Annotated in this window: 8 protein-coding genes; all 8 read right to left on the bottom strand. The window is 46.2% G+C overall.

Going from position 1 to position 8,361, the window contains the following annotated elements:
- Nucleotides 1-38: 38 nt before the first annotated feature.
- Complete coding sequence (locus ACW12G_RS03110; protein ID WP_455647243.1) at nucleotides 39-842, bottom strand: alpha/beta hydrolase; 804 nt, start codon at nucleotides 840-842, stop codon at nucleotides 39-41.
- 67 nt (nucleotides 843-909) lie between these two features.
- Nucleotides 910-2,574, bottom strand: coding sequence for a formate--tetrahydrofolate ligase (locus ACW12G_RS03105; protein ID WP_455647242.1), 1,665 nt, complete (start codon nucleotides 2,572-2,574; stop codon nucleotides 910-912).
- Between the two features lie 27 nt (nucleotides 2,575-2,601).
- Nucleotides 2,602-3,858, bottom strand: coding sequence for a phosphoribosylamine--glycine ligase (gene purD / locus ACW12G_RS03100; RefSeq protein ID WP_455646414.1), 1,257 nt, complete (start codon nucleotides 3,856-3,858; stop codon nucleotides 2,602-2,604).
- Between the two features lie 174 nt (nucleotides 3,859-4,032).
- Nucleotides 4,033-4,494, bottom strand: coding sequence for an NUDIX domain-containing protein (locus tag ACW12G_RS03095; RefSeq protein ID WP_455647241.1), 462 nt, complete (start codon nucleotides 4,492-4,494; stop codon nucleotides 4,033-4,035).
- 60 nt (nucleotides 4,495-4,554) lie between these two features.
- The gene (purH, locus tag ACW12G_RS03090) at nucleotides 4,555-6,081 is read right to left on the bottom strand and encodes a bifunctional phosphoribosylaminoimidazolecarboxamide formyltransferase/IMP cyclohydrolase (RefSeq protein ID WP_455647239.1); all 1,527 of its coding nucleotides are present in this window, start codon (nucleotides 6,079-6,081) and stop codon (nucleotides 4,555-4,557) included.
- Entirely contained in the window at nucleotides 6,078-6,668 is a 591-nt protein-coding gene (purN, locus tag ACW12G_RS03085) for a phosphoribosylglycinamide formyltransferase (protein ID WP_010003146.1), read from the bottom strand. Before purN ends, purH begins: the two co-directional genes overlap by 4 nt.
- Nucleotides 6,662-7,699 carry a phosphoribosylformylglycinamidine cyclo-ligase gene (gene purM, locus ACW12G_RS03080; RefSeq protein WP_146976555.1) on the bottom strand — a complete coding sequence of 346 codons (1,038 nt, stop codon included), beginning with the start codon at nucleotides 7,697-7,699 and terminating at the stop codon, nucleotides 6,662-6,664. Before purM ends, purN begins: the two co-directional genes overlap by 7 nt.
- A partial coding sequence (locus tag ACW12G_RS03075; RefSeq protein WP_455647238.1) for an amidophosphoribosyltransferase occupies nucleotides 7,696-8,361 on the bottom strand: 666 nt, incomplete at its 5' end. The genes purM and ACW12G_RS03075, both read right to left, overlap by 4 nt.

The raw sequence follows: 8,361 nt of genomic DNA, 5'->3' as shown, positions 1-8,361 counted from the left end.
GAATTAAATAAAAAAACACGAACTTTAAGTGTTCGTGCTTAAGACAACCGTTCTTCTGGTTGATTGTTAATTGGCAGCCATTCGAGGACGCGGTCGATGTGTTGATCCCAATAATACCAATCATGAGTGCCTGGACTTGTTTCAAACGTCACGTCATAGCCTAAGGCCTGAATTTGTGGGATAGTGGTTAAATTATTGTGATATAAATAGTCCTGCTCCCCAATCCAGGCGTAAAGTTTCGGGCGTACGGGTGGCGTTTGGGCTTGTGTTTTAGCAAGGGCAATAACTTCATTTTCGGAACCTTGTAACTGATCCATATCGCCAAAGATACCAGACCAGTAGGCCGGACTTTGCCAAGTTGTGCGTCCAGGAAAATTTGGATCACCCAGTAACGCGCCAGAAAGTGAGGCAGCATAACTAAACTGGTTGCTACCCAACGCCATTTTAAAGGCCCCATATCCACCCATTGACAAGCCAGCCACAAAATTTTTCTCACGTTTTTGTGAAATTTGTGGGAACAATGTTGCCACTTTTTGCGGTAACTCGTGGCACAACGCATCAAAATAAGCCATCCCATATTGTGTATTGGTATACCAAGCTAAATCAGTCGACGGCATGACAATGGCTAGCGGTGTTTGTCGAACGAGCCGTTCAATACTTGTCCGCCGCGACCAGACCGCTTGATCGCCTGACATGCCATGCAATAAGTACAAAACTGGGAGATCTTGCAGATCAGCTGGTGTCCATTCCGGCATGTGATCAGATAGTTCTGGTAAGATTACCTGCATCACGCGATCCATTCCTAATACTTGTGAGTAATAATTCACTTCAAGCTGTGCCATGGCGTTATCCTTCACTTTCTTTTATGCATCGCCAAAAACGTTAGCAGTGCCCTGCTAACGTCGTTATTTAAAAGAGTCCAGTTATTTTACCTGTTTCGTCAATATCAATGTCGAATGCTGCTGGATGTTTTGGCAAGCCCGGCATCGTCAAAATCGTCCCTGTCATCACAACTAAGAAACCGGCGCCTAATTTCGGCACAAATTCACGAATGTGAATCACAAAGTCTTTTGGCGCGCCGAGTTTTTTAGGATCGTCAGAGAAAGAATATTGTGTTTTCGCCATGATAATGGGTAATTTATCCCAACCACGTTGTTTAAACTCTGCGAGTTGTTTTTGCGCGGTTGCTGATAATTCAACGCCCGCCCCACCATAGATTGTGGTCACGATGGCGTTCAACTTATCCAACGCCTCATCATCTGGTTGATACAGTGGCGTAAAGTCGGCTTCTTGATCCGCCACTTCAATCACAGCAGCGGCGAGTTCTTGCGCCCCAGCACCACCTTTGGCCCAAACTTCGGTGGCATACGCTGTTGCCCCAAACTGCTCAGTATACGCTTTAATGGTTTGAATTTCTGCTTCGGTATCGGCAGTAAAACGATTAATGGCCACCACCACAGGCACACCGTAACGGCCCATAGCCAGCAAGTGTTGCCCCAAATTTTCAAGTCCAACAGTTAGTGCTGGGATATTTTCAGCATCTAAATCAGCTAAAGCCACACCCCCATGATGCTTCAAGGCGCGAACGGTTGCCACGACAACAATCGCATCTGGCGTCTTACCCAACAATGGCACTTTCACATCCAAGAACTTTTCACCACCAAGGTCAGCGCCAAAGCCCCCTTCAGTCACCACATAATCTGCTAATTGCAACGCCGTTTTGGTTGCCAAAATAGAATTTGTTCCTTGGGCAATATTGGCAAAAGGCCCGCCGTGAATAATGGCTGGTGTATGTGCCAACGTCTGAACTAAATTAGGCTTGATGGCATCTTTCAACAAGACCGCAATCGCGCCAGCAATACCCAAATCTGCTACCGTCACCGGCGCTTTGTCGTAGGTATAACCCACCACAATCCGCGCCACACGGGCTTTTAAGTCCATTAAATCAGTTGATAAGGTCAAAATGGCCATCAACTCTGAGGCAACTGTAATGTCAAACCCATCTTCTCGCGGTACACCAGAAGTCGGTCCGCCCATCCCAATCGTGATATGGCGCAGCGCACGATCATTAATATCTAACACGCGCTTCCAAATAATACGACGCGGATCAATATTTAACGGATTACCTTGTTGTAAACTATTATCCAATACGGCAGCAATCGTATCATGGGCTGATGTGAGTGCATGAAAATCCCCAGTAAAATGCAAATTAATATCCGCCATAGGGATGACTTGTGCCATCCCACCACCAGTCGCACCACCTTTCATCCCCATCACAGGGCCCAGTGACGGTTCCCGAAGGGCAATCATGGTTTTCTTACCAGCCATTGCTAACGCATCTGCCAAGCCAACCGTTACCGTTGATTTCCCTTCACCAGCAGGCGTTGGGTTAATCGATGTGACCAAAATAAGCTTACCCAACTGCTTTGATCGGGGCACCGTTGGATCTAATTTGATTTTGGCTTTATCAAAACCGTAAGGTTCAATTTCATGGCTGGCCAAACCGGCAGCAGCAGCAATCTCTGTAATCGGCTTAACGGTTGCGGCTTGGGCAATTTCAATATCTGTTTGCATCTCTTTATCCTCGTTTAACTGCACTTCTCACATCTTATCCATCTCATGTTGGACAGCCTGATAGGCAATGTCATGACGGTACTGTAATGTTAATTGTAATTGATCAATGGTCTCATACACTTTTTGTTGCGCTGTTTGCGTATCTTGTGCATGGGCGACAACCGTCGCTACTCGGCCACCGCTGGCAAGCCCATTTTTCACACCGGCATAGTTAATCCCCAATGGTGCCACATCGCTTGGTGTTGGGACACTGGCGCCTTTTTCGGGTGCTTCTGGATAACCAGCAGCAGCCAAAACAACGCCGACATAAACGGCATCTGTTTGCCATGCTGGGTCAACTGCCTGACCTTGGAGTAAATCAACAATTAATTGATAAAAATCACCAGTGTACTGCGGCAACACAACTTGTGCTTCAGGGTCACCAAAGCGCACGTTAAATTCAATCACTTTAGGCCCTTCAGCCGTTAACATCACCCCTGTATATAAGACACCGGTGAACGGTGTCCCTTCTTTTGCCATGGCGGCAATCGTTGGCATGACAAGCGTGTCAATGGCTTGTTGCCGAACTTCTGCAGACAACCAACGCACTGGGCTATACGCGCCCATACCACCAGTATTTGGCCCCTTATCTTGATCAAAGCGACGTTTGTGGTCTTGTGCTAATGGCGCATGTGTGACCATCCCATCTTGACCCACTAGTGAGAAAATTGAGAACTCAACGCCGTCAAGATAACTTTCAATGACCAGTTTTGCTTCTGGCTGACGTGTATACAGGTCGGTTAAATAATCCGCTGCTTGGGTAGCCGTTGTGACAATCGTCACCCCTTTGCCCAAGGCCAAGCCATCTAGTTTAAAAACAATTGGCAAGCCAAATTCAGTCACAGCGGCTTGGGCAGCTGTGTGATTGGTCACCGTCCGTGATTGCGCCGTTGGAATATTGTATTGGTCAAGTATTCGCTTCGTGAATGACTTTGACCCTTCTAATTGCGCTGCTGCTTGCGTTGGGCCAAAAATTTGCAACCCTGCTTGGCGGAACACATCCACCACGCCCAGTGTCAAGGGTTCTTCGTTCCCAACAAAGGTTAAATCAACCGCTTCAGCCACCGCTAAGTCACGCAAACCTTGTAAATCTGTGACGGCGACAGCTGCGCGCCGCAAGCCGTCATCCGTCATGCCATCATTGCCAGGCGCGACAATAACTTGTTCAACCTGTTCACTCCGCAAAAAGGCCTGAGCAAGCGCATGCTCTCGCGCACCTGAACCAATTACTAATACTTTTTTCATATTATCCTCTAAACTGACTACTAAATATCAAACTATATACTTAGTTTAGCAGAATTTTCGTGGCTTGTGTTCGTGTATAAATTATCTTTTTCTCACAAATATAAAAAACGTTCGTTAATAACGAACGTTTTGGCAATTAACACGAAACAAAACGAACATTAAGGATGTATGCGGTTACAACCACGATAACGACCGTTCACCAGCAATCCTTGGCCCCAATGCCAATTCATTAATTTGCGGATCGTCAAAGACCGGTAGCATTTCTTTAAAAGTTGGCGGTAACAGCATATCGTTTAACGCTTCACGCGTTGTCCAAAAAATTTGTCCTTCACGCCCAGATTTAATATCACCTTGAAACTGAGTTGCCTTAAACAAAAAGACGATGTAGCGTTGACCGTCTGGCAAAGGCCATTCCTTCAACCCGACCAGCTGGGGCTGTGAAATTGTCAACCCTGTTTCTTCATATGCCTCACGGATAGCACTGGCCACAATTGTTTCAGCTGCTTCGATGTGACCACCAGGAAATGTCACGCCTGGCCAAGATGGGTTTTGTCGATGTTCGACTAAAATTTCATGCGTCTGTAGCTTTTCAATCATAATCATGTTCGTTAATTCGACGGGGGTTGTTCTTGTCATCTGTGTACCTCTTTTGGCATTATAGCATAAAAAAAACGTCCCAAAGGACGCTTAAAAGGTTTAATGCTTAAAATGACGTGTGCCGGAAAAGACTAGTACAATACCCAATTCATCGGCTTTAGCAATCGAATCTTTATCCTTAATTGACCCACCTGGTTCAACAATTGCCTTGATCCCATGTTCTGCTGCATATTGGACCGAATCATCCATTGGGAAGAAAGCATCTGAGGCCAAGACGGCTTCATCAAAGCCTGGCTTTGTTTCAGCTTTTTGAATCGCATAGACCACCGAGTCAATACGATTTGGCTGACCTGCACCCATGCCCAAAGTTTGGCCATCGCGCGCCACAATAATAGCGTTAGACTTCACGTGCTTGACTACTTTTTGCGCAAAAATCATCGCCCGCAATTGTTCAGCTGTTGGTTGTGCCTTTGACACAACTTCAAAGTTTGTTTCAGCATCCGTATACAAATCACGTTCTTGCACCACAACGCCACCCAAAACAGACGTGACTTCTAACTTTTGTGGTACTGTCGTTGTAAATGGTACTGTCAACAAACGCAAGTTTTTCTTGGCTGACAAAATTTCAAAGGCTTCCGGTGTAAAGCTTGGTGCAATGATGATTTCCAAGAAAATCGCGTGCATTTTTTCGGCCGTTGCGGCATCAACTTCGCGGTTCAAAGCGACAATACCACCAAAAATTGATACATCATCAGCGGCAAACGCCTTGTCCCAGGCTTCTTCCAAAGTTGCCCCTTGCCCGATACCTGCTGGGTTCATGTGCTTCACAGTGACAACCGTTGTCTCGTCAAATTCAGCAATAATGCGCAAAGCGGCATCCGCGTCGCGAATATTGTTGTATGACAATTGCTTACCATGCAAAATATCGGCATTCAGCACAGAATAAGCTTCTGGCAAAGCTGTCTTATAGGCCGCTGCCTTTTGATGTGGGTTTTCACCATAGCGCATGTCATCAAACTTTTCGTATGGCAAAGTCAAGTTCTGAGGAAATTCTGTTGTCGTTAAATAATCGGCAATTAGTGCATCATAGGCTGCTGTATGTTGGAAAACCTTAGCGGCCAATGACTTACGGTAATCTGCATCAACAGCGCCATTTTGCAACTTGTCAATCACAACGTCATAATCGGCTGGATCAACAATTGGCAAAACGGCTGCAAAGTTCTTGGCGGCAGAACGTAACATTGATGGGCCACCAATATCGATATTTTCAATGGCTTCGGCTTCTGTCACCCCATCTTTTTGAATCGTTGACTTGAAGGGATACAAGTTCACGACCACCATATCAATGGGTTCAATGTCAAACTCACTTAACTTAGCCATATGTTCTGGCAAATCACGACGTGCCAATAACCCTGCATGGACGCGGGGATGCAATGTCTTGACCCGACCATCTAACATTTCAGGAAAATCTGTGACATCATCGATGGCAATCACGTCCAGTCCTGCTTCAGCAAGCACTTTATGGGTGCCGCCCGTTGAAATCAATTCATAGCCTAAGGCAACCAACTTTTCAGCAAATGGTACCAGACCACTTTTATCAGAAACACTGAGTAATGCACGTGTCATTTTAAGAAAACTCCTTCGTTAAGTAACTGTTCTAAAGTATTGGGATATAAAACATGTTCGACCTGGTGGATTCGTGTTTCCAAATCCAACAACGTATCTTCTGGATAACGCGGTACGGCTTGTTGGGCAATAATTTGGCCCGTATCAATGCCGTTATCGACATAATGAACGGTCACCCCAGTCGTGTCAACGCCTGCCTCAAAAGCATCCAAGATACTGTGTCGACCTGGAAAAGCGGGCAACATGGCTGGATGCAAATTGATAATTTTACCAGCATAGGCATCAATTAATTTTGGCGTTAAAATCCGCATATAGCCAGCCAGTAAAATACCATCAACTTGATCATCGGCTAGTTGGTCTAAAATTGCTTGTTCAGCGGCTGGTTTTGAGTCATACGTTGAGTATTTGATAAAAGTCGCCGGCACACCGAATAGTTTGGCTAAGTTTAAGGCCCCAGCTGATGACTTATCCACGATTAACCGCACAATTTCAGCCTCTAACTGCCGTTGTAAAATGGCATCATACAAGGCTTGAAAATTAGTCCCTGTCCCCGACGCAAAAACGGCTAAGCGTACTTTTCTTACCATGGGGCGTCTCCTGAATAAACGACGCCAGCCCCAGCATACGGCACCATTTCACCGATCACGTAAGCGGCTTGATCTTGCGCAGCCAATGACGCTAATACCGCATCACGATGAGCAGGCTTCACAATCAAGACCATGCCCAATCCATTATTGAAAGTCAATAACATATCGTCAAGGGTGAGTTGCCCAGCAGCTTGTAACGTGTTAAAAATTGGCAAGATTGGCCATGCGCCCCAGTTGATTTGCGCCGAAAGCGTGGCCTCATAGGCACGTGGTAGGTTTTCCGTCAAACCACCACCCGTAATGTGTGCCATCGCTTGCAATAAACCAGCTTCAACTAATGGCCAAGCCGGCTTGGCATACAGAGCGGTTGGTGTGAGTAAGGTCGTCTTGAGGTCTTCAGGTAATTGATTAAAGTCATCATCTGATTGAATCCCTAAGACATGACGCACTAATGAGTAGCCATTTGAATGAATTCCAGAAGATGGCAAACCAATCAAAACATCGCCAACCGCCACGTTTTTAGGGTTTAAGAGTTGGTCTTGCTCAGCCACACCAACAGCAAATGCCGCCAAATCATAGTGCTTAGGTGCATAAAGACCTGGTAATTCTGCACTTTCACCACCAATTAACGCCATCCCTGAAGCTTTGGCAGCCTTGGCCACACCCGTGACAATTTCTGCCACGACTGCTGGTCGCATCTTATCCACGGCAAGATAATCCAACATAAATGCCGGCTTGGCCCCTTGTGCCAAAATATCGTTAGCCACCATCGCCACAAGATCTTGTCCAATCGTATCGTGTTTATCAGCCGCAATCGCTAGTAACAACTTTGTCCCGACACCATCAGCACCCGATACCAAGACAGGGTTTTGGTACTGATTACCTAAAGCAAAAGCTGCCCCAAAGCCGCCTAAGCCATCCAAAACTTGTGCATTATACGTATCAGCGACCGCATCTTTCATCAATTCGACGGCTTCTTCACCGGCTTTAATGTCGACGCCTGCTTGCTGATAAGCGTTTTGTTCGGTCATACTTCTACTCCCTGAATTGTTTGTGAATCTAAATGGATCGTCCCATCAGCCATGATTTCTTCGTTGCGTAACGAAGCGACTTGGCGGGGATGATACGTGGTCGTTGGTTCAGCAGTAAAGTCTACCGCACCCGTTGCCACAAAGTCAGCTAGACTGTCTTCATAATCATAGATTGGACTTGGATAGTGACCATCAAAGTACGCCGTTGTCAGACCTGTACCTTCACCATCATAGGGTAAATCAATCGCCTTGACTAGCGCATCGACAGTCAAGAAACCAAGCGAATCCGCCTCAATCTTGTCGCGCATCTCATCTAGCGTATTATTAGCGCCCATTAATTCAGCAGTCGTCTGCATATCAATCCCATAAAATGATGGGAATTTAAAGACTGGACTGGCAATACGCACATGCACTGACTTGGCGCCGGCTTCTTTTAACATCCGTACAATAAACATTGAGGTTGTCCCACGAACAATTGAATCATCCACCAAGACAACATTTTTGCCACGAACAACATCTTTAACGGCACTTAACTTCATGCGGACAGCCCGTTCGCGCTTATCCTGAGTTGGTTCAATAAATGTTCGGGCAATATATTGGTTTTTCACCAAACCCATTTCATTGGGCAAGCCAGTTGCTTCCGCAAAACCAGCCGCTGCTGA

The sequence above is a fragment of the Leuconostoc sp. genome, assembly GCF_965300815.1.
Note: the sequence above shows the minus strand (reverse complement) of the source record. Positions and strands in the feature narration are given on the sequence as shown.

What these genes read in the sequence shown, in the direction of transcription:
- ACW12G_RS03110 (WP_455647243.1), bottom strand. Translation starts at nt 842, where the DNA reads ATGGCACAGCTTGAAGTGAATTATTACTCACAAGTATTAGGAATGGAT.
- ACW12G_RS03105 (WP_455647242.1), bottom strand. Translation starts at nt 2,574, where the DNA reads ATGCAAACAGATATTGAAATTGCCCAAGCCGCAACCGTTAAGCCGATT.
- purD (WP_455646414.1), bottom strand. Translation starts at nt 3,858, where the DNA reads ATGAAAAAAGTATTAGTAATTGGTTCAGGTGCGCGAGAGCATGCGCTT.
- ACW12G_RS03095 (WP_455647241.1), bottom strand. Translation starts at nt 4,494, where the DNA reads ATGACAAGAACAACCCCCGTCGAATTAACGAACATGATTATGATTGAA.
- purH (WP_455647239.1), bottom strand. Translation starts at nt 6,081, where the DNA reads ATGACACGTGCATTACTCAGTGTTTCTGATAAAAGTGGTCTGGTACCA.
- purN (WP_010003146.1), bottom strand. Translation starts at nt 6,668, where the DNA reads ATGGTAAGAAAAGTACGCTTAGCCGTTTTTGCGTCGGGGACAGGGACT.
- purM (WP_146976555.1), bottom strand. Translation starts at nt 7,699, where the DNA reads ATGACCGAACAAAACGCTTATCAGCAAGCAGGCGTCGACATTAAAGCC.